Source organism: Pseudomonas sp. Y5-11 (assembly GCF_022368695.1).
GTDB lineage: Bacteria > Pseudomonadota > Gammaproteobacteria > Pseudomonadales > Pseudomonadaceae > Aquipseudomonas > Aquipseudomonas parakoreensis.
Genome location: NZ_CP058974.1, coordinates 2,437,480 through 2,455,490, shown reverse-complemented (window position 1 = coordinate 2,455,490; position 18,011 = coordinate 2,437,480). Strand labels below are relative to the sequence as shown.

19 protein-coding genes are annotated in these 18,011 nt (G+C 36.7%); 16 read left to right on the top strand and 3 right to left on the bottom strand.

Going from position 1 to position 18,011, the window contains the following annotated elements; translation table 11 throughout:
- Nucleotides 1-129 precede the first annotated feature (129 nt).
- Nucleotides 130-1,695 (top strand): tyrosine-type recombinase/integrase, encoded by a 1,566-nt coding sequence (locus HXW87_RS11010; protein ID WP_181124702.1) that lies wholly within the window; start codon nucleotides 130-132, stop codon nucleotides 1,693-1,695.
- A 16-nt stretch (nucleotides 1,696-1,711) separates the two neighbouring features.
- Here HXW87_RS11010 and HXW87_RS11005 read toward each other — a convergent pair whose 3' ends face one another.
- Nucleotides 1,712-2,284, bottom strand: coding sequence for a hypothetical protein (locus HXW87_RS11005; RefSeq protein WP_181124704.1), 573 nt, complete (start codon nucleotides 2,282-2,284; stop codon nucleotides 1,712-1,714).
- A 127-nt stretch (nucleotides 2,285-2,411) separates the two neighbouring features.
- Here HXW87_RS11005 and HXW87_RS11000 point away from each other — a divergent pair, with 127 nt between their 5' ends.
- Together HXW87_RS11000 and HXW87_RS10995 are read left to right on the top strand one after the other, a co-directional pair.
- Entirely contained in the window at nucleotides 2,412-3,149 is a 738-nt protein-coding gene (locus HXW87_RS11000) for a hypothetical protein (RefSeq protein WP_181124706.1), read from the top strand.
- A gap of 190 nt (nucleotides 3,150-3,339) precedes the next feature.
- The gene (locus HXW87_RS10995) at nucleotides 3,340-4,098 is read left to right on the top strand and encodes a hypothetical protein (protein WP_181124708.1); all 759 of its coding nucleotides are present in this window, start codon (nucleotides 3,340-3,342) and stop codon (nucleotides 4,096-4,098) included.
- 522 nt (nucleotides 4,099-4,620) lie between these two features.
- Here HXW87_RS10995 and HXW87_RS10990 read toward each other — a convergent pair.
- Nucleotides 4,621-5,091, bottom strand: coding sequence for a hypothetical protein (locus tag HXW87_RS10990; RefSeq protein ID WP_181124710.1), 471 nt, complete (start codon nucleotides 5,089-5,091; stop codon nucleotides 4,621-4,623).
- A gap of 305 nt (nucleotides 5,092-5,396) precedes the next feature.
- Here HXW87_RS10990 and HXW87_RS10985 point away from each other — a divergent pair, with 305 nt between their 5' ends.
- The 12 genes from HXW87_RS10985 (at nucleotide 5,397) to HXW87_RS10930 (ending at nucleotide 16,067) form a co-directional block, all read left to right on the top strand.
- Nucleotides 5,397-5,618, top strand: coding sequence for a hypothetical protein (locus HXW87_RS10985; RefSeq protein ID WP_181125706.1), 222 nt, complete (start codon nucleotides 5,397-5,399; stop codon nucleotides 5,616-5,618).
- Between the two features lie 16 nt (nucleotides 5,619-5,634).
- Nucleotides 5,635-6,420: a hypothetical protein gene (locus HXW87_RS10980; RefSeq protein ID WP_181125708.1), complete on the top strand. Its 786-nt coding sequence runs from the start codon at nucleotides 5,635-5,637 to the stop codon at nucleotides 6,418-6,420.
- Nucleotides 6,417-7,157, top strand: a complete 741-nt coding sequence (locus HXW87_RS10975) for a ParA family protein (RefSeq protein ID WP_198834125.1) — start codon at nucleotides 6,417-6,419, stop codon at nucleotides 7,155-7,157. Before HXW87_RS10980 ends, HXW87_RS10975 begins: the two co-directional genes overlap by 4 nt.
- Nucleotides 7,154-7,471 (top strand): hypothetical protein, encoded by a 318-nt coding sequence (locus HXW87_RS10970; RefSeq protein ID WP_181124901.1) that lies wholly within the window; start codon nucleotides 7,154-7,156, stop codon nucleotides 7,469-7,471. Before HXW87_RS10975 ends, HXW87_RS10970 begins: the two co-directional genes overlap by 4 nt.
- A 92-nt stretch (nucleotides 7,472-7,563) precedes the next feature.
- Nucleotides 7,564-8,388 carry a hypothetical protein gene (locus HXW87_RS10965; protein ID WP_181124902.1) on the top strand — a complete coding sequence of 275 codons (825 nt, stop codon included), beginning with the start codon at nucleotides 7,564-7,566 and terminating at the stop codon, nucleotides 8,386-8,388.
- On the top strand, nucleotides 8,385-8,801 hold the full coding sequence (locus tag HXW87_RS10960; RefSeq protein WP_181124903.1) for a hypothetical protein: 417 nt from the start codon (nucleotides 8,385-8,387) through the stop codon (nucleotides 8,799-8,801). Before HXW87_RS10965 ends, HXW87_RS10960 begins: the two co-directional genes overlap by 4 nt.
- 74 nt (nucleotides 8,802-8,875) lie before the next feature.
- The gene (locus HXW87_RS10955) at nucleotides 8,876-11,752 is read left to right on the top strand and encodes a hypothetical protein (protein ID WP_239778902.1); all 2,877 of its coding nucleotides are present in this window, start codon (nucleotides 8,876-8,878) and stop codon (nucleotides 11,750-11,752) included.
- Between the two features lie 72 nt (nucleotides 11,753-11,824).
- Entirely contained in the window at nucleotides 11,825-14,329 is a 2,505-nt protein-coding gene (locus tag HXW87_RS10950; protein WP_181124905.1) for a hypothetical protein, read from the top strand.
- Nucleotides 14,330-14,783: 454 nt separating this feature from the next.
- Nucleotides 14,784-15,347 (top strand): hypothetical protein, encoded by a 564-nt coding sequence (locus tag HXW87_RS10945; RefSeq protein ID WP_181124906.1) that lies wholly within the window; start codon nucleotides 14,784-14,786, stop codon nucleotides 15,345-15,347.
- 14 nt (nucleotides 15,348-15,361) lie between these two features.
- Nucleotides 15,362-15,661: a hypothetical protein gene (locus HXW87_RS10940; protein WP_181124907.1), complete on the top strand. Its 300-nt coding sequence runs from the start codon at nucleotides 15,362-15,364 to the stop codon at nucleotides 15,659-15,661.
- Nucleotides 15,658-15,816: a hypothetical protein gene (locus HXW87_RS10935; RefSeq protein ID WP_181124908.1), complete on the top strand. Its 159-nt coding sequence runs from the start codon at nucleotides 15,658-15,660 to the stop codon at nucleotides 15,814-15,816. Before HXW87_RS10940 ends, HXW87_RS10935 begins: the two co-directional genes overlap by 4 nt.
- Nucleotides 15,813-16,067, top strand: coding sequence for a hypothetical protein (locus HXW87_RS10930; protein WP_181124909.1), 255 nt, complete (start codon nucleotides 15,813-15,815; stop codon nucleotides 16,065-16,067). Before HXW87_RS10935 ends, HXW87_RS10930 begins: the two co-directional genes overlap by 4 nt.
- Before the next feature lie 219 nt (nucleotides 16,068-16,286).
- Here HXW87_RS10930 and HXW87_RS10925 read toward each other — a convergent pair whose 3' ends face one another.
- Complete coding sequence (locus tag HXW87_RS10925) at nucleotides 16,287-17,021, bottom strand: hypothetical protein (protein WP_181124910.1); 735 nt, start codon at nucleotides 17,019-17,021, stop codon at nucleotides 16,287-16,289.
- A gap of 322 nt (nucleotides 17,022-17,343) precedes the next feature.
- On the opposite strand from HXW87_RS10925, the gene HXW87_RS10920 reads away from it, so the two are divergent.
- Nucleotides 17,344-18,009, top strand: coding sequence for a hypothetical protein (locus tag HXW87_RS10920; RefSeq protein ID WP_181124911.1), 666 nt, complete (start codon nucleotides 17,344-17,346; stop codon nucleotides 18,007-18,009).
- The last annotated feature ends 2 nt before the right edge of the window (nucleotides 18,010-18,011 follow it).

Below are 18,011 nucleotides of genomic sequence, written 5' to 3'. Positions count from 1 at the left end.
ACAAACGCCCTAAAACACCCCAAAACGGCCCCCTTTAATGGTTTCAAGCTATTTTTGGTCCAGATAATTGGTCCAGAAACGCAAGAAACCATGCTAATCTCTGGATTATACCAAACAGGGGCGTGAGACATGACAGACAACCTTAGATTGAAAGTCGGGACGTACCATGCTCGCGTTGCTGTGCCTCCAGAGCTTCGTAAATTGCTGGGCAAGTATGAGCTTACGAAGTCGTTGAAAACGGGCAGCAAGAGCCAAGCCAACATTCGGAAGCTTGAGGTGTTAGCCGAATGGCGAAAGCTCTTTGAAAAAATGCGCAACGAGCAAAGCCAGCCTTTTGATTTTGAAGAAAAAGCTTTCGAGTATACGAAAGAGATTGAAGCCCTAGACACTGAGTCGATAATCAAAATTACGAAAGAGTCTGTGTGGTTAGATTATTCGCATACGATTGAAGGCATGCTAAACACTCAAATGTTTTTCTTTCAGTCAAGCTTTGAACAGAAGCAAATGAGCAAAAGCCAATTTGAATTTCTGAAAGAATTTTTCAAAGAATGGAAAGCGAAATGGTTCAAGCCTGAAAATTTCAGCACAGACGAAAATGGTACGAAAACCAACCTCGAAATGGCTGAAAAAATTACTGCGTACAAAGAATTCACTTCTATTTTTAATCAGCTTGCAGAAAAAGAAATCACGCATAATGGTTCATTGAAAGCTGCTGAATCTGAGCGTGTGAAAGAAATCCTAGTCAATCCGAAAACCTTCTCTAATAAAACCGTATTTACTGAAAAGCGGCTTACTGCTTTTTCAGAATATCAGAAGAACACTCGAAAAGTTATTGATAAAACTGTAGACATGCAAGTGTCGAGACTTAAAAAGCTCAAAGACTATTTGAAGCAAGAACAGAAAGATTTGAGCTACAAAAGCGTTTATGAGTTTTTAGATAGCCTTACTGATTTGAGTGCGAAAACGAAGAAGCAATATGTTCTCGCTGGGAACACGTTCTACAAATATGCGATACGACACGACGAAGAATTTCAAGCGAAATTCGCCAACGCTAAGCCACCTTTTCAAGACCACGAATTCCCTATCGCAAGGACGGGTAAGGCGCAGAAAGAAGGTAAAAGGAAGTCGTTCACTGTTAAGAACGTAGAAGACATTTACGAAAATTCGCTGACGCTCAAGGGCAAAAACAAAAGGGCTTTGACTGATTTAATTATGCTCGGCGCGTATACCGGAATGCGGATTGAAGAAATTTGCAAAATCGAGATTGCACGCGATTTGATTGAAGAAGACGGCGTTTATAGCTTCTCCTTGAATGACGGGAAAAATGAAAGCTCTGTCCGTGTGATTCCGATTCATTCAAAGCTCTTGCCTCTGGTCGATAGATTGAAAAAAGAAAGTAAAGACGGGTTCCTTCTCCCCTCGCCTGCGGGCAATAAGTATGGGATTCGTAGCGACTATCTGAGTAAGGCTTTCGGGCGTCTCAAGACTGCATTAGGCTTTGATTCTCGCTTTGTGTTCCATAGTGTGCGCGCAACTGTGATTACCTCTCTACAGCGTGCAAACGTCCCTACAGTCGTGATTCAGTCAGTCGTTGGTCATGAAACCGGATTAGTCACTTATGACGTTTATTCTGAAGGCGCTAGCGCTGCTCAAAAGCAAGAAGCGATAGAAAAGCTGAGCTACAATTTCCCATAAAAATAGAAAGCAGCCCTCAAGCTGCTTTTTTTGTGGATATTGGAATCTCGTAGTAAATTTCTTTGAAGATAGAATCATAGTATTTCTTCGTACTCACAGTTGTTCTGTCTTTGTGTTTGAAGCTTTTCTCAAAATCAAAACCCGGCGCAACAATCACTAAAAAATAGCCAACGCCTTTTCTTACCGCCCTCGGGGCATTAGCGGTTGAGATACTTAGAACGTACCTGCTCCAAGTCTGTTTATCTGAATAAAACTTTAGGTTGCTCCAATACTTATTCATATGGGCCAGAAACTGAGTATGATTTTTGTTTTTCTTGCTGTTGTTCTTGGCAAGGTACTCGCTGTATTTCTGTGCGACTTCTTTAAAATCAATTGAGTCTCTTTTTATCGCAGCCCTAAGAACGATTTTCTCGACGTTTTCAAAATAAAGAATTTCTGGATTATTTTCTAGCACAGCGTCAGGCAACTCAGAAATATGATTACAGACGACTAGAACACCCCTGCTTGTTAATATTTTATTTGTATATTCGATTGACTGAAACAACTCTTTTAGCTTTGCTTCTTTTCCTTCTTGCCTACAATCCTTCATATCTACTCCACAAATCTATTAGTTTATATTGACAATATAATACAAACTAAATAAATATCAAGCAGCGCTATTGAAATAATAAAATTATGTGGTAAATTTAAGCTATAGAATCATAAAAGGATAAGTCATGAAAATAATAAACGCCGACATTGCAGAACTAATGTTCGACATTACACCAGAAGAACTAATAGAAAAAACATTAGAAGCAATTTCTTGCGGGGGCTATCCAGAAGAAAACAGATTTAACACTTCTGATTACCTAGACTTACAGCCAAATTATTCATTTTCAATTTTTCCGGTGGTAATTAAAAACATTAAAGCTAACGACATTTTAAGTGTAGAAGCATTGAGCAATGAAGAAATAAAAGTAAAAATCAACTTCTCTAACAAATATGTACATTCACAACTACTTTATTTAGTATCAAGAAAAAAGATAGCAGAACAAACGATAAGCATTGTATTTAAGAAAATAAATATAATTGGCAGTCGGCATGAATCAAAAATAATACTAGACGACCTAGACTTAAAAAACCTTAAAAATACTCACGCAATACTAGAAGCCGCTAAAAAGGAACAATTCAAGAATATAAGTGAAATAGACTTTATAAATATAATCATAGGAAAATCCAAAAAAGGCGAACCTATCTTAGTGCATGATTCGGACCTAGAAAAAAATGCAAGACTAAACACGATTAAAAAAACCGGAAAAAAACTACGCTTTCTTTCAAGCACAGGACTATTAAGCCGCTCCATAAATAAAAGCAAAATCGTTTACAACCTTACAAACAAAGCAATGGAATTAGTAGGTAGCGAAGAAAGCTATATAGAACTCGATTTCAGCATATACAACAAACAAATGATTTAGTAAGTAGCAGCCATAAGGTTGCTTTTTATTTCTCGCATTTTATCTACTCCACAATAAGTTAAAATATTTCAATTAAATCAACATTTATTTTAAAATAATTGATTAGCGCTCTTGAATTAATATTTATTAATGCTATATTATTAATATAGAGATAGAATTATCTCCACAAGATAATAAAAAAGGTGAAGCCATGAAAATAATAAACTCAGAATATTCAGAACTAATGTTCGACATTACACCAGAAGAAACATTAAGAATAATTAGAAAAGCACTTAAGAAAGTAGATAACCACCCAAGCTCTAACGACTTCTCAACAAATGAATTCATAAACTCAGAAACAGATTACACCTTCACTATAGGAATAGAGCAAACTAAAGACATAAAAGAGAGAGACATTATAAGCGTTGAAGCGGTAAGTTCAAATTCAGTAAAAGTAAAATTGAAGTTCTCAAACAGATACGTTGAATCAGACTTGCTATATCTAACCTCAAGAAAGAAAATAGAAGAACAAACTTTTAGCATTATATACAGACCATACGAAAGCGATAGCAACGTATATTATACAACCATAGTATTAGACGAGTCAGACAAGAAAGCATTTATAAGAACACATGAAACACTAGAAACCGAAAAGGAAAAAGCATTTAAAAAAATAAAAGAATCAGATTTCATAAACAAAATAATAGACAAATCAGAAATAAACGAATATGTATTGATAAGCGAACCAGATTGGAAATGCGCCAAGCAATCAAGCACAAGAAAATTGAACACTAAAAGAGTATGCTTCTTAATGAATACCGGCTTGATATGCAACTTTACAAAAATAATAGACAAAGGCTTTGGCGAAATAGTCATGCAAAGACTTACCTATAAAGCAATGATACTAATAAACTGTCATAACAACAAAGCAGAATTTGACTTAAATAGATATATATACGGACTATACTAAGAACAGCCATAAGGCTGTTTTTTCGCCTTTCAAAAGCCTTTCCCAAGCGCATAGCGCACCAGAACAAAAAAACAGCCACTAGGCTGTTTCTTCTTTTTCACGCTTCATTAGGCTTTAGAAATAATCTCAACGTAGCTACTAATCAATGTCTCTTGTTCGACTGTCGCTACTAGACCCAAAATCAACAACATGTTTTTTACTGAGAGGCTTAGAAACTCTTTCAAGCTGTCTTGTCTAACGTAGTATGCAACGAACTCTGAAAACACACTCACAACGTCATATCCTTTTAAATTTCTTATATCTTTCATAATTTCACCTTTTTATTTATTGTCTTTTTTGATTTCCTTTTTCTCTGGTTTTGGTGTTAATAGGGCTTGGACTATTGGGCTTAACGCCTCTGCCTGTGCCCTCCCCTTCGCTGCTGCTGCGTCCGTGCTACTGGTGTTGCTCCTAACGTGTAAGTCTCCCTCTGGTGCTGCTATGGCGCTTGTACAAGCTGCAAGCACAAACATTGCTAACAGCTTAAACATACTGAATCCATTCTTCTGTTTTTAGAAAAGCGTTTGGATTTATGGAATGGAAATTGAACATGTCTAACTGAGTACCGCCAGTATTTGTAAGCACGTACTCAGTCTCTAAAAGCTCAATTTCTTCTTGAACAGAATCACATATGAATGATTTTCTAAGGCTCACTTCATGCCTTATTCTTCTATTCGTCATTAGGACAAATAAAGAAGACGCGACAAAAGAAAGCATGGATATTGCAAACACGCTGGGGGCGTCAAAAATGTTGGAATTTGATTCTGTTAAAGCGTTTGAAATTAGCGCTAGGGAAGATACCGCTGTGAAAGCTAAGAAGGCTTTAACAGAGCTAGCAGCTAGGTGATATGAGGTTTTTCTAAGAGCGCTGAACCTACCGACAACCAAATCAGTTTGGTCGTCTTTAGCATTTTCAATTAATTCTTTTACTGTCTCTATGCTTACTATTTTCATTATTATAATATTTGTTTACCTAATATTATAATAGCATGTATATATTTAATTGCAAGCAACTTGCTAGCAATTTGAATTATTTATTTTGCTTTTTGATAATTCCACATACGCTTCTTGTGAATTTAACCTCTGAAATCACAAAAAAGTAAAAACCCTTAATATATTTAGTCATATTAATATTTATTGTTAGTATAGAATATATATCATGAAAATTAAATAAATCAAAATATATTATTATTTGCTAGCAAGTTGCTTGCAATTAGTTTTATTCATGGTAAATTATTATTATAAACAGGATAAATACAATGAGAATAATAAAACATAGAACAGAACAGATAAATATAAGAGCAAAGCCAGAAGTAAAAAAAGGCATAGAGGAAATTTGCATAGATAAGCAAATAACAACAACAGACTTTATAGAAGGGGTTCTTGAAAGAGAAATAATTTTGCATAGAGAATCGAAAGAATCAGACAAACAAGAAAAGGCCTCACCCAGCGCGAATAGCGCACCAGAACAAAAACAATAACAAACACAGGAGAATCATGAAGAATCGTAGAAGTCGCATAAACCATGAAAAGATACTATCAGAAAAAATGATACCGCCAACAGAGACGAAAGAAGAAGAATTAAGCGTAATAGGTTTTTTCGCTGAAGTAATTGCAATTATTATTTTTTCTTGGTGCGCATACTATATATATAGCAAATTACAATCAACGAACGATACTCCAGAGATATTTGTAAATAAAGCAAAATCATTAGTTTCGCAGAAAATGAATGAAATTCACAGCCACAAGTACACAGCGATACCATACAGTGATTTCATAAAAATAATACAATGCAACGTTTCAAATATAACTTGTGTAAACAATGATTATAGAAAGCCTGAAACAAAAATCGAGCGCGAAGCACGCTTTAGAAATTACACACAAAGCGAAGATATTCAAAAGTATTCAGAACGATACATAAAGCTACACGACTGCAAATCAGCAAATAACACATGCACAGCTATCGAAGTAGCGAAAGAAATGCTTGAAAGAACCCAAATTGCAAATTCTTGGAGTGACGAAAACCAATATAAAGGCCAGATAGTTGACTGCACATATAGAACAAATCTTGAATTTAAATCATATAGAGAATATATAAATTCAGAACTGTATCTTGACTCTAGAAGAAGCCCTATTGAAAGATTATCTGAAAATATAAGTCACGAACAAATTGAGAAAGACTTAAACACGCTTGAAGCAAAGAAAATAGTCCAAAGCTGCAACGTACTTGACTATCTAGACACAATACAAAATAGACCAATAATCAAAAAAGGGGAAATATGATAACAGAAAATAAAAACGGCATGGTCATAACAGTAACAAACAGCAAAGGAGGCGTAGGTAAGACGGATTCAAATTTCAATCTTGGATATGCAGCAGCTATAAATGAACCTGATAAATCCGTATTGTTTGTGAACGCGGACAATCAAAAGACCCTAGAACACAGATTCGGGAGAAGAAAAAGCAACGGATTTAAAGATTTAGACAATGTAACGTTCGACAACTGCACTGCTGCCGCTCTGAAGCATACGATACCTAGATACAAAGAACTCTATGACTATATTTTTATAGACGTAGCAGCGAACTCTGACGATTCAGCACTAACAAGTTTTGTTTTTTGCGACCTTATTTATTTTGTTTTGAATCCTTCAAAATCTTGTACGGAAGTAATTCCCTCGATAATCAAGGGTATGACTAAAGCTATTAGGGTAAGAAGCTCTGCATGCGTTTATAAGAGCTTTTACAGCAAGGTAAGCCCACTACCTCATGTGGCGTCTGCTCAAATAGCTGACAGCAACAGAGAGCTTGCTAAGTACGCCTCAATCATAACCCCGTGCGATTTTTCATTAGCCTATAGGGGTGTGTATGAGAAGTGCTCTATAACTGGGGAATGTATCACCGAGCGAAAGGTTCTTAAATCTGATATTTCGGGGAACAAAGCCAAAGCTGAGATTGCTGCATTCTATGAAGATTTTAAAAATACCGTAGAGCTAATAAAATCTGTTGGTGATTCAAAATGAAAACCATTGAAGAACAGATTAGACAATTAGAAGAACTTGAAAAAGAAGTAGCAGAAGAACACAACAAGAGAAACATAAGCGCTTTACCAACAACACCAGAAATATTTAAAAAGGAAGAAACACAATCAAAGGACACAAAAAACATAAAGTGCAAATCAAGAGAAATTAGATTGATTTTAGAAGTAGAAAGCGATTTATACAAAGACGTAAAAGAGCTTGAAGAGCTAGACCCTCTGTTTGAATTTAACAGAGCAACATTAAGAAGGATTGCAGAATCGTATATAAAAGAAAGATTGAAAAAAATGAAAGACTAGCAGCCAATAGGCTGCTTTTTATTGCTAATTTGATTTTTATTTTATTAATGATAGCATTTAAAATATACCATAACAAAAACAAAAGGAGGAACATGGAATCACTAAAACACGAAATACAAACGATAATAAATCTTCAGTACGATAGAATCGTATTAGCTAGAGAAGCCGCCAAGGATTACAAAGACATTACAGCGGACGAATTAGCATATGCCGCTATAAAAACAAAAACTGATTATCGTGATAGTGTACAGCTAAACATAAGCGACATTGTAGACAGATACAGCCAAAACGAAATCAGAAGATTTTGCTTAGTCTTAGAGCCGCTTTTGAAATTGGATTCAAGCGTAAACTTCTCTCATAAAACCTTTATGACTCAATACCGTAAGCCATTCTATCAAGAGCTGAACGGCTCCGCTCTGGTTGCTTTTGAGAAGAAGTATTTTGCTTTTTTGATTGAAGCATTCATTGTTGAATACGCTAAGCAATTTGTACTGCATGAAGAAGACAGCGACAGAGAACACCCCGCTGAACTCACTTTTTGGGAAACAAAACTAAGGTCTACATTCAATATCGCTGTTATAGATACTGACTCAGAAGACCTCGAAAAATACGTCTCTGTTTACGATTATCATGACGAAGAAATCAGCTACGCCAACACATTATCAAGATTTAAAAAAATCGCAATAGCTGAAAAGAACAAGTTAGAGGCTGAGAAATCAATAGCAGAATCACAAAAGGAAATCGAAATACTGAATTCAGAGCTTGCGCAGCATGATTCAGTAATAGCTGAGCTTGAAAGAATCGAAGAAGAAGCGGTAAGAGTTTTCAACGAAAAAATGACTTGGTTTAGAAATTATATTAGAGCAACCTCTCAAAACCAAGCAAATAAAAAACAACAATTAAAGGAGGGTAAATGAGTACGTCAATTGATAAATTACTAACAATGCTCAACGTAAATAAATTTGAAGAAAAGGAATTCTTAGCTACTGTAGCCGCGTCAGAATACGTTGAAATCAAAGAACACGTCTGTGAAAGCCTGAGAGCGATTTTTAGTCTACTCAGAGAAAGGAAGAAGCACGACGATAAAGCCAAGAAAGAAAAACGTGTAGAAACAGAAGCTGAGTTTATCAAACGCATAAACAAAGAGCTTTTAGAATCAGACACTACATACAGGAATCTATCTAAAATAAAGAATCAAATTAGCTCATACTCTGCTTTTGAAAAATACTGTAAAGACAACAACATTGCAAATCAAAACAAAAGCCTACGAGAAGCAAAACAAGCCGCACAAAATCAGCCAGTATCAAAATCAACATTAAAAAATAAGTAACTAATAATAACTTCACTGCATTGCAATTTAATTAAATTGTACTACAATGAAGTTATACAATAACAATAAATATAATGCTTAAACTTCTAATTAGCTTCGCTCTCGCATTATTTACTCTCACAGCGCAAGCTGATTCTAATTCTGACGAATGCAGCGGTGGCTATAATGGCCGCATATCCCCGTGGGATTTCAAACTTACTAACGAAGATAGAAATTTACAATTTCTTATCTACAACCTGCCTGCAATACCAGAAATTATAAATTTAAAATGCGTTAAAGAATTCAAGGACATAATACCGAAAGAAGATAGAACACCAGAACAAATGGATTTTCAAGCCGAAAATATAAAAGAACAGTGGTACGAAACCTCAAACCTTATAGTCAATACAGAAAAGTATTCAAATTACTTGATTATTCTATACTGCATAGCACTATTCTACAGATTGATATGCTCCGGGTTTGATTCAAGAAACGAAGACTCTATTCCCGAAAATTTTCTCACGTCCTCAATGGCGCACGTTGCGCTGTTGAGTTTGAACGCTCCTGTTTTCGCTGGGGGTATATTGTCAGCTATACAGGTAGCTTTGATTTACGCCGTTCTAATGGGTGCTGGCGTGTCAAACATGGAAGTGAGAGCGATATTAAGCGCTTATCAGACTGGTACAGTCATTACAAGCAATGTCGATATAGAGAAACGAGTAGCGTCTAATTCAGAAAAAAACAAAGGTCAAATATATTCAGCGGCTTACGAATACGAATACAACATGAGCATGATTGAGTTAGCTAAGCTCAGAAGCGAAAATATTACTTATGACGCTTTCAAAATCGTTCCCAGCAATAAAATAAACAACACTACAACAACAATTGATAACACCACTTTTACCATAGCAAATGATTTCAACGGCTTTACTCCAGCCAATTCGGGAACTGACGTTTCATATAGCTGCGGTAAAGTTGCGCCTGTGGTTCCTGATTTGTCACAAGCTGACGCTGCAATTCAACGAATTGCAAAAGAAACAGATTTTGTTTCGTCATTAAAAGCAGTCGCGGCAACTGTGACACTAGAGAACACAGAACCGCTAAAACAAATATGGAATGATTATAAATTCAAGCTCGTTGACAACCTTGAAATAAAAAATATTGCAGAAATTGACTCTAAACAAGCGCAAATAATGAAATACTTTTTGGCATACCTTCACGCTTACGCCAATGCTAACGCTTTTTATAGCAACACTGTTGACGGAACAGAATACAGTACGTCATTCAAAAAGCTTAACGACAAAAGAAGAGATATAGCAATTCTTATGAATTCTGCTATTTGTGTTTCTGGTGCTTTGAATGCTCAAGAAAATATAATGAAAATCGACAGGGGTATTTCTGCGCAATGTGGCTTCTTCAAAGACGGTCAATTTGGTGAAATTTTAACTCAAACAGGCAACAGTCCAGAAACATTTGAAAATAAAGCAAAATCACTAGTCGCGCAGAATATGAAAGAGATTCAAACTGCACGAATGAAAATCGAAGCCATTTATGAGGAATCGCGTTTAGAGCTAACCAATTACAGCGAATTTATGAAATTCTCTAAATGTGGTGCCGCTTGTATGACCAATGCTTTTAAAATGGCTGAGAGAAATAATATTTCAGACGATTTGAACTCATTCAGAAAAAGCATAGACGCTGTGGCAAAAACAGATAGTCAAATGTATTGCTTAGGTAGCTTTGAGTTTGAAAATATAAAACCACAACTTACAAATGAGTTGGGCGCAACGGATAGAGTTATCAGCAATGTCTTCTCAGAATTCAAGCCTACAGAATCAATGAATATAGATTCTGCTACGTTAGTAGCAGGAACTGTAAACAGTCGTGTAGAAACAGAAGACAAATCAATTTTATCATTCCTCGATTTTGCAAATCCTATTGCTTACATAAGAAGTGGTGCCGGTATCCCTGCAACCGCTAATTTCACTGCTGAGGACTTCGCTAGCTGCGGTACAGAAGGCCGTGCTAGCGCAACCTGCCCTATCCCACGCAATGGCTTTTTTCAGACGAATGAGAACATTCTAGACAGCTTCAGAAGTGCAGGCCAAAAGATATTAATGACCGGCTTGATTGCGAAATTTGCTGTTCAGACTTTGACTACAGGCGCAGACATAGTAGACGGAATCAAAAGTAAAAAGGGCAAAGCTGAAAACGTTGGTTCTGTGTCTTCTGATAAAAGCAAATCAAGCAACACCAATAGAGCAGGAAAATCGTCTATTGCTGAAAAAATATTCTCATTACCGCAAGACGCGCTTAGCGCTATCAGCGACATTATCATAACGATTGGCGGATACATTATTATGATTTCATTGGCATTGAGATATTTTATTTCTTTATTGCCATATATCACGTTCATGAACATTCAAATTTCATTCTATATAGCAGTTGTAATTACAATAATATCCGTACCACTGTGGAGCATTGTTCTTTTACTTACCTCAAACATAAGAACTGTGTACATGACATACGCTAGATTATTTGTGTTCTATATTGTATCGCAAGTGCTGTTAGTGTTTTTCATGTTCCTAATACACCAGATAAGCAATTTGTTTTATGTTGGGCTGTACTTGCTAATATCAACCTCCGAAGTAATTCAAAGCGCTATTGCACTAAATGAATTCTGCAGAATAGCCATAAACTTAATTCTCGTTTTGATATTCTTTAGCCTAGGTGGCTACTACTATATCAAGCTAATAATTACCATAATACTAGCTAAATATAGAAAAATGATTGAAATATTTGACGAAAAAACAAAAGCAGGTGTTGATAACACGACAGATATTATTTACGCGGCGACTTTATATGTAGTGCAAAATTTCGTAAGGACTGTTAAAAACAAAGAAACCAAAGACAACAGCGTCAAGCTATCTGAGACGACTACAGAAGATTTAAACAAAGACAAAAAGAATTAAGCGCTAACTCTTTTAGCGCATTGTATTTAATTTAAAATATACTATAATGAAAATAACAATAACTCAAAACACATGAAAACAATAAGAATACTTTTAGCGCTGGCAATCCTATTGCTCTCCCCTGCTTCTTTTGCAAGTAACTCACTGCCGCAAAACGAATTATTGTTTTCTGTTGAAATAACAAGCATTAAATACAACTCAGTTGACGAAGTATTCAACAACTGGGGCAATAATATGGCTTGTAATATTTTTGGTAAATCGGGCTGTAGCGCTTGGATTTCAAACGCGACTACTAAAGATATTCAAAGTCAGATTGAGAAAATGTCTGACGAAGAATTTAATCAATACACTCAGTTTACCGGGAAACCAAAAGAAGGACTCACTATGGTTCTTATCGTTATGGGTTCTGTTCTTTTGATTATGTTTGGCGCACCTTACTTAATCATAAGCCTAGTCTTCCTCGGAATTGCGTATATGAGAGGCGACGGGCACAGTAAATATCAAATAGCGTTAGCAATATCTACCGTTGTTTTATCTCTCTTTGTAGCTGGTGATTTGAAATATGCGGCAGACAATCAAAAATCTAGCACATACGTTCAGTATTTTGCGCTGTACATGATTGGTACGGCGTACCAATTTGCTGACAGCATGAACGACAGCCAAAGCGATAATCAAAGAATATACGTGAAGCCTATCAAATCTCCGAAAAACAATTTTGCAGAATCAGAAATGAGGGATTTTGTCGATTTTATAAATTGTGCTAAAGCAAGAGGTGCAACAAATTTAGATTTAATCCTGAATGACGAAGACGATTTCTTTTACTCTGGTCAAAAAATTTATAAGGGTTGCTTGGCTACTTTCAGTTTTGGCAATAACAAGGAGATTGTTAGGCTTGTCAAAGAGCATGATTTAGCCTCTAAGGACATTGAATCCAAAATAAGAAACTCAGTGATAACCTCTGTAAATACAATTATTGCAGAAGCTGACAAAGAGCTTAATAGTATTCAAGAAAGATTTTTAAGTGGTGATAATGCTGCTAGAGCGTCTGCGTATTCTGATTACATGAATCTTCCTAAAAAGCTTAGTGTCACATATACAAAATCCCTTGCCGACTACAACCAAACTGAAGGTTTGCTAGCCCGTCAAAAATTAGTGTGTGGTGGTGCTGCAACTGGTGGGCGTTCATTCATGAGAATAAAGGATTTCACTGAGTCAAATGGAAAAATGAATGATTGCATAAGCGAGAATTCAGGAAAATCAATCACTGAATATATTGCTGCTGCTTATCTTGAAGACGCCGCAATCTCACTCAGAACATACAAACACGTAGGTATATTCGCCGCACCTTTTGTAGTATTCAGAACCGACTTAAAAATAAGCGATAACTATCGCACCACTCTTGATAATTTCAGCTTCAAATTTAATATTCTGCCTGACGGCGTAAAGGATATGAATGATTCAACTTCTCCTAGTGCGTTAAGAATCAATCATAATTTAGCAAGAGCGACGAATTTTGATAATAGCGATTTTGAGAAGCTGTTAGACAATTATGAGAACGAGTTTAACAAGTCAAACCAGCACGCAACAAAAACGTATCCAGCGCTTTCGATTCTGGTAGGTGATAGCGGTTTCTTGGGCACTGCGGAATTCAAAGCATGCTCCAATATTTGGAACAGATATTTAATCACTAAAGACGGCTACGTGTGCGGTAGCTTAATGGACGCATTCTCAAATCTGGGAGATAGATTAGTAGATTTTGGTATAGAAAGCGCCGCTGCCCTCGGCTCTAGTAAGCTCACGCAAATGTACACGTCTAAGCGCCTAGCTGCTGGTAGCGCGCAGACAATGAGTAAACAGCTACTAATAGGTGCGGGAGCTGCGTTAGGCGTTCAGGCTGCTGTTAAAACGGCTATGAGAGAGCCTTCTAGCAGTGCTTTCGGTGAAGTAGATAGAGAGAAATTCTTTTCAAACGAAGTAATGGTTTTGATACTTGCACAAATAGTTCTCAAACCAGAAGTATTTGATTCACTTATCGGCTCTGTTCAAAAAACAATTGTTGTCACAGGAATATTAATGAAAGGCGCAGTTTCATTAATGCTGTTCTTTGCGATTTATTCAATACTTAAATTATTCACTTTGATTTATTTGAATGTGACGTTCATAAATGTTTTCGTCGTAAACAGTTTGAATATGGAACAAAACTACAACAATGTAGCAGTACAGAAAATGCTTTCGTTTATTGCTCGTTGGTCTGCAATAGTTTACGCAACGTACATAGGGATTTATCTAATCAAGAACGTTCTATTCGTTGCCATTCAGATTTATATACAACAAGACGACATAGCCGCTCACTTAGGGCAAAAGCCAAATGGTGGCGTTTTTGACTTATCAACACTCGTTGATACTATGTTCATTTATGGAATCTACATATTTTTATGCTGGAAAATAACCATTCAGTATTTCGCAGAATTCTTAAAAATCGGTGAAAGAATGGATAACTTAGGAACAGGCTTGAAATACGAAGACGTTGAATCAAGAGAAGCAGACAGACTTAATTTAGCTTTAAAAGGAAAATAAACCAAAAGGAGATTTAATAATGAGAAACCATGAAAAAACTAGAACAATATCTTTGCGTGTAAATGCTGAGACATACAAAGAATTCAAAGAAATTTGTTGGACGCTATCAATAGATACTAGCTATGTAATGCAGTTTTTTTTGAAGTACATACACAATCACAACGACTATAAAATAATAAAAAAGAGTAAAAGCGAAAACAGTAGTGAGGCGCTGTATTACACAAGCACTAGGGCGAAAAAAGAGTTATGTTCTGGATTTAAATTCTCGATAAACCTGAACGAAAGCTTTAATTCATACATATTGGAATTCATGAAGAACAATAAGAATAAGGATTTTAAACAGCTTGTTGAAATGCCGAAGGTTAAAACTGTTTTCATTAGAGAATGACCCAGCTAATTTGACTTTATTTTATATTATAGTACAATTTAATTACTAACAAATAATAATAAAAATATGAAAACCTTAGCCCTATTAACGTCAGTTATTCTTTCAGTTTTTTCTTTGTCTGCTTTCAGCGCTGAGTTCCAATTCAGAAAGAATTTGGAAGGCACTAGCTTTGCCTCTCAGTCTTCACCTACCGACCCGAAACCGCCTGTAGAGCCGTCTGAACCTCAAAAGCCAGAATTCGATATAACGCCATGGCAAGGCATTGTGACCGGGTTTATGGTGCCCTTGAATACAACCAAGGTACTCAAAGCTGTCAAGGATTGCCCTTACCGTCAGGGGCTACCTGACTGCGTTATTTCAAAAAATAATGACGTTGAAGATATTATGATAAAGCCTGTGGGCACGTCTTATTTTACAATGAATTTATCTGCGAAAGTCAAAGAACTAAAAGACAATCTAGTTTCAATTACAGTAGCGACAGCCAAAGGAAATTTGACTTGTTCAAATATTGAGCTTGTAGACGTGTACGATAATGGAACATTTATATCTTGCTACTTTGACCAAGAATTTGATTTTGCTAGTTATGCAACGGGTGAACGAGTTAACGCAATAGTCAGCTTGAACAAATAATAAAAAGGAGGAAAATGAAAAAAACAACAAAAGAACTAACAACAAATATGGTGCTTGTTTCAGCAGCAATTATATTTTTAGCGACAATCCTATACGGGCTTTTCTATAAACCAGAATTTGACCCTGTAGACCATTACGAAAAATCTGCTTCTAATATAAACACTATCGCTCTTTCACGTATGAATCAATGCAATGGGTACAAAACTATTGATTGCACGCTAAACCATATAAGTAATTTGAAAAGCAATATTGAATATTCTTACAACGTAAATAGTTCATTAAGCTTGATTAGCTCCGTAGAGCGTGCGCAGTGAAAGCCATTACTACGCCAAAGGGCAATATAAAAATCATAGAGAACACAAAGGAAAAACAAAAAGAGAGAGACTTAAAACAGCTTCATGAATATGAGGAACTACAGAAAAAAGCGAAAGAATGGATAGAAAATCTAATAAGACAAGGAGAAAAATGAAAAAGAAAAAGAAACGAATAGTTAAGGATTATTCAGAAGTACCAGAAGAAATAAAAATAATATTATCAAAAGAATACGCTTCTACGTTTGACGTAAATCAACTCGATTTTATGCATGACGATATTGAACTAGAATATATCGAAGTATCAGAAGAAGTAAAAATTAGATTATCAAAAGAACCTTCGTATTCTTCCGACATTGAAGAACTTAACTTCCTCAAACATTTATTTGAAAAACAAAAATCCAAATGAGCGCCAATAGGCGCTTTTCTTTTGTCCTTCAATTGCTTCAACCAAGCGCCCTAGGCGCACCAGACGCTTTACCCGCCCTGCTCTGGCACTTCTGCGAAGGATTGGTTAGGTTTGCCGTGGAATGCCCAGCTACGGGCATTCATGGGCATACGCGGGCACGGTGATTACTTTCTTCAAGACCAAAAAAACCCCCTGTGCGGGGGCTTTTTCATTCAGACATTAAGCCGGTTTTTGTTCGTCCGTCTCGTCTTTTGTAACTGTGAAACCTTTGTACAGGCCCGACTTAATCGCGTCTACGATATTGCGCCGAGTGACCAACATTTCGCCGCCTTCCTTCGGCTTGATTGTTTCTTCGGTTTTCGGACCTTTCGGAGTTTCTTCTACGTTGAAGCCCAGTGCTTTCAGAAGCTCGCCCAAGCCTTTCAGGGTTGGCGGGCCTTTGTGGAAAGGAACAACGAAGGTCTGACCGTCTGGCCCTTCAATGTGTGCTTCTTTCGCTGCTGCTGCGGGCTTCTTGTTTTCGTCTGAAGGTGCGCCGCCGCTCTTAGCACGCTTGGCCGGGGTAGCGTTGTTAAGCGCGACGTGAGTGCCTTTCAGCACCTCAAGGGCAAGCTCATAGGCCAAAGCTTCTACTTCTGGTTTGTAGGCAATCAGAATCTTTTCAAACGGAGTCGATTGGCGAATGGTAGCCAACGATTTCAGGTTTGCAGATTCAGCGTCCTTAAGCGCCTTACGCTTTTTGAACAGTTCTTCCAGTTTGTCTTCTTCGTTCTTCGCTGCGGCTTCGGCAATCTCTTTGTTAAGAGCTGCTGCGCTGCTTGGAACGGTTGCAGACAGAAGACGGTTCAGAACACGTTCGCCGTTATTAGTAGCTCCGGCGTGGTACAGGCCCGCGCTTTTGATAGCGTCTTCGTATTCAGCTTTAAAGTCTCGTGCTTTAGCGGAATCGCTCATTTGTGTATCTCCAAAGTGATTTTTGCTTCTGATTTCAGAGCTTTTACCCGCTCCGTTGAAATAAATTCTAGAGATATTTATCAGCGCGCACAACAAATATTTTAAATAAATGCAAAATAAAAACTCAAATATATGAATCACAAATTAATTATGGATAGAAATATACAATTGAAAAGCACAGCAGCCCAACCTATCCAACCCGCCTTTCGCTTCTATTTTTTTGACTGCGAACGCAATACCATTAAGAAATACAATCGTAAAGACCCATTGAAAAAATGAGTCGGTCATGATATTAAAGTGAAATCACTTGGAGAATTTTAAAATGGAAGAAAGAGAAAACATTCTGTTAATGCTCAAATATGAGAAAGAATGTGAGCAATTCGCTAGAGCCTTTACAAATCTCACAAGCACATTGAAGCATTACAAGCGTGCAAAAGGCGAAGATAATCTATTCAAGTACGTTGAGTCAGACTGCATTGAAGCTTTTTTAAATAGCGAAGATAGATTTATCGTTGTCGTCTTCAACAACAAATACCGCTTCTTGCTCGAAATTGAAGACAAGAAAGGCGAAGAACCAAATATTAGCTTCAATAGTTTTAGTGAAGAAGAAGAAAAGAAAAAAGCTGAAAGTGCAATAATAATATATTTCCAAAGTAAACTAGACCACTACCTAAAACACCATATTATCCATACCTTTGTTCTGTATGCTTTCGCATACGAACTAAACGCTTACAATACTGACTTTTGCAAAAATATGAATCGGGATTTCGCATTAATGATTCTTGCGAATTTTCCAGAATTTATTAATTTCGTACACGTCAAGCTTGAAGAATTAGCGCTGAATGAAGATAAAGAAACGTATGTTGAAATCATAGGTTCAGTTGATTACCCGGACGGTGCGCCGGGTGTGCCTTCATTCATTAAGGACTATCGAACTGAACACCCATACGACGCCGACGAATACCGGCCCTTCCCTTTCGGAATCTAAAT

Bases quoted from the DNA above. Each gene is read 5' to 3' on its own strand.
- HXW87_RS10975 (WP_198834125.1), top strand. From the start codon at position 6,417: ATGATAACAGAAAATAAAAACGGCATGGTCATAACAGTAACAAACAGC.
- HXW87_RS11010 (WP_181124702.1), top strand. From the start codon at position 130: ATGACAGACAACCTTAGATTGAAAGTCGGGACGTACCATGCTCGCGTT.
- HXW87_RS11000 (WP_181124706.1), top strand. From the start codon at position 2,412: ATGAAAATAATAAACGCCGACATTGCAGAACTAATGTTCGACATTACA.
- HXW87_RS10955 (WP_239778902.1), top strand. From the start codon at position 8,876: ATGCTTAAACTTCTAATTAGCTTCGCTCTCGCATTATTTACTCTCACA.
- HXW87_RS10990 (WP_181124710.1), bottom strand. From the start codon at position 5,091: ATGAAAATAGTAAGCATAGAGACAGTAAAAGAATTAATTGAAAATGCT.
- HXW87_RS10985 (WP_181125706.1), top strand. From the start codon at position 5,397: ATGAGAATAATAAAACATAGAACAGAACAGATAAATATAAGAGCAAAG.
- HXW87_RS10995 (WP_181124708.1), top strand. From the start codon at position 3,340: ATGAAAATAATAAACTCAGAATATTCAGAACTAATGTTCGACATTACA.
- HXW87_RS10945 (WP_181124906.1), top strand. From the start codon at position 14,784: ATGAAAACCTTAGCCCTATTAACGTCAGTTATTCTTTCAGTTTTTTCT.
- HXW87_RS10920 (WP_181124911.1), top strand. From the start codon at position 17,344: ATGGAAGAAAGAGAAAACATTCTGTTAATGCTCAAATATGAGAAAGAA.
- HXW87_RS10980 (WP_181125708.1), top strand. From the start codon at position 5,635: ATGAAGAATCGTAGAAGTCGCATAAACCATGAAAAGATACTATCAGAA.
- HXW87_RS10970 (WP_181124901.1), top strand. From the start codon at position 7,154: ATGAAAACCATTGAAGAACAGATTAGACAATTAGAAGAACTTGAAAAA.
- HXW87_RS10960 (WP_181124903.1), top strand. From the start codon at position 8,385: ATGAGTACGTCAATTGATAAATTACTAACAATGCTCAACGTAAATAAA.
- HXW87_RS10940 (WP_181124907.1), top strand. From the start codon at position 15,362: ATGAAAAAAACAACAAAAGAACTAACAACAAATATGGTGCTTGTTTCA.
- HXW87_RS10950 (WP_181124905.1), top strand. From the start codon at position 11,825: ATGAAAACAATAAGAATACTTTTAGCGCTGGCAATCCTATTGCTCTCC.
- HXW87_RS10965 (WP_181124902.1), top strand. From the start codon at position 7,564: ATGGAATCACTAAAACACGAAATACAAACGATAATAAATCTTCAGTAC.
- HXW87_RS10930 (WP_181124909.1), top strand. From the start codon at position 15,813: ATGAAAAAGAAAAAGAAACGAATAGTTAAGGATTATTCAGAAGTACCA.
- HXW87_RS10925 (WP_181124910.1), bottom strand. From the start codon at position 17,021: ATGAGCGATTCCGCTAAAGCACGAGACTTTAAAGCTGAATACGAAGAC.
- HXW87_RS11005 (WP_181124704.1), bottom strand. From the start codon at position 2,284: ATGAAGGATTGTAGGCAAGAAGGAAAAGAAGCAAAGCTAAAAGAGTTG.